Source organism: Halanaerobium sp. (assembly GCF_003070835.1).
Genome location: NZ_QBLR01000431.1, coordinates 1 through 2,185, shown reverse-complemented (window position 1 = coordinate 2,185; position 2,185 = coordinate 1). Strand labels below are relative to the sequence as shown.

General features: G+C 31.6%; 2 protein-coding genes and 1 pseudogene. All 3 read left to right on the top strand.

The genetic code is table 11. The features are described 5' to 3' along the window. Positions 1-937, top strand: a 937-nt coding sequence (locus CI949_RS20085) for a cobyrinate a,c-diamide synthase (RefSeq protein ID WP_290769759.1), incomplete at its 5' end; no start/stop codon positions are given. Beyond that, a complete protein-coding gene (gene cbiB / locus CI949_RS20080; protein WP_290769757.1) occupies positions 930-1,889 on the top strand; it encodes an adenosylcobinamide-phosphate synthase CbiB in 960 nt (319 codons plus the stop codon). The genes CI949_RS20085 and cbiB, both read left to right, overlap by 8 nt. A gap of 100 nt (positions 1,890-1,989) precedes the next feature. After that, a pseudogene (locus CI949_RS20075) lies at positions 1,990-2,185 on the top strand (GHMP kinase); the annotation flags it as partial.

Genomic DNA, 2,185 nt, shown 5'->3' with positions numbered 1-2,185 from the left:
AAAAGGAGTTATAATTAATAATATCAGCAGTCCTCATCATTTTGAATTATTAAAAAAAGCAATTAAAGATAAAATGAGTGATTTAATAGTTTTGGGCTATCTTCCTAAAAATCAAGATCTGGAACTGCCGGAAAGACATCTTGGTTTGGTGCCAGTTTCTGAAAGTAGTGAACTTAAAGCATACAGTCAAAAATTAGTTGAGCTTATGGAAAAATATATTGATATTGAGCAAGTAATAGAAATTTCGCAAGTAGAATCAGAAAATTTACTTAAAAATAATTTGGCTATAAAATCAACTATAAAAAATATAAAAATAGGTCTTGCCTCTGATCAGGCTTTTAACTTTTATTATCAAATAAATTTAGATCTTTTAAAAGCAGCGGGAGCAAAAATTGTCGAGTTCAGCCCCTTAACAGATTCTAGACTCCCTGAAGTAGATGCAGTTTATCTGGGAGGAGGATTTCCCGAAAGTTTTTTGCAAGAACTTGCTGCAAATAGAGAATTCAAAAGCGATTTCAAAGAAAAAGTCAAACAGGGACTTCCAGCTTATGCAGAATGCGGAGGGCTGATGTATTTCTGCCGTCAGGTCAAAGATTTTGAGGGGAAAGAATTTCAAATGCTGGACTTACTTCCAGCCGAGATAGAAATGACTTCTAAATTACAGGAAATGGGATATCGAGAAGTTGAAGCTTCAGCTGATAACTTATTATTTAAAAAAGGAGAAAAAGCAAGAGGGCATGTGTTTCATTATTCCAGAATTTCAAAGATTGACCAAAAAGTTAAAAGAAGTTATAATTATCGAAAAAAAGAAGAGGGTTACAGCAGTCTGGATAATATTTTAGCCTCCTATATACACCTGCACTTTGCTTCTAACCTTCAAATAGTGAAAAATTATTTGGAAAAAGCTTTAATCTATAAAAAAAGTAGAGGTGCTTAGTTTGCAGTTCATATTATTTTTAATTATTGCCTTAATCATAGATTTGATTATTTCTGATCCGAACTGGATTACACATCCTGTTGTAATAATAGGTGGCTTAATAACTTTTTTGGAAAAACATTTACAAAAAGAAAGAGATGGTACTTTAGCTGCTAAATTAAAAGGTGGTTTTTTAGTAATCATAGTTTTATTAGTTAGCTATTTTATCTCAAATTATATTATTCAACAGTCACTGAGGCTAAATGAATATTTTGCTTATTTTATTGAAATAATTCTTCTGAGTTTAATGCTGGCCTTAAAAGGTTTGATCAAAGCTGGTAAAGAAGTTTATTTAGCCCTAAAAATCAATAATTTGGAGCAGGCCAGAAAAAAAGTCGATTTAATTGTGGGTAGAGACTGCAGTCAGAGCAGTCGCCAGGAAGTTATCAGAGCAGTTTTAGAAACTCTGGCTGAAAACACTTCAGATGGAATCCTGGCACCTGCCTTTTATTATCTTTTAGGAGGGCTTCCACTTGCTGTTACATATAAGGCAGTAAATACTATGGATTCGATGCTGGGTTATAAAAATGATAAATATATAAATTTTGGCTATGCAGCAGCTAAAACTGATGATTTTTTTAATTATATTCCCGCCAGGATTACAGCATTTTTAATTATTGCAGCATCTTTTCTACTTGATTTCGATTTTAAGTCAGCTTTTAAAACAGTTTTAAATGATGCAGCAAAACATCCCAGTCCAAATGCTGGTTATCCAGAGGCAGCGGCGGCAGGAGCGCTTTCTCTGCGTTTTGGAGGAATCAATTATTATCAGGGAAAGGAGAGTTTTAGGGCCTATATCGGACAGAAAAAGAAAAAATTTGAGGCTAGTGATATTTTAAAGCTGAATAAAATAATTTATTATACGGTTGGATTATTTTTAATATTAGCTTTAATTATTTTTGCTTTGATTTAGAAATATCAAGAGCTTAAAAATATAAAATAAATATTTATAAAGTTAAATTTTTAATTTTAATTTGATTTATTAAAATTTAGTTATGAAAGGAGAATGAATAGTGCAGCAAGTTATACTTAGAGTTCCAGGCAGCTGTGGAGAACTTCTTCAGGGCAGTATAGATGATCAGAATTTTTTGATTTCCTGCCCAATAAATTTATATACTGAAGTAAAGGCTCATTTTATTGATTCTGAAAAAAAAATAATTATCAATAAGAACAACTCTAGCACAGAAAATACTTATAAAACAGAAATTG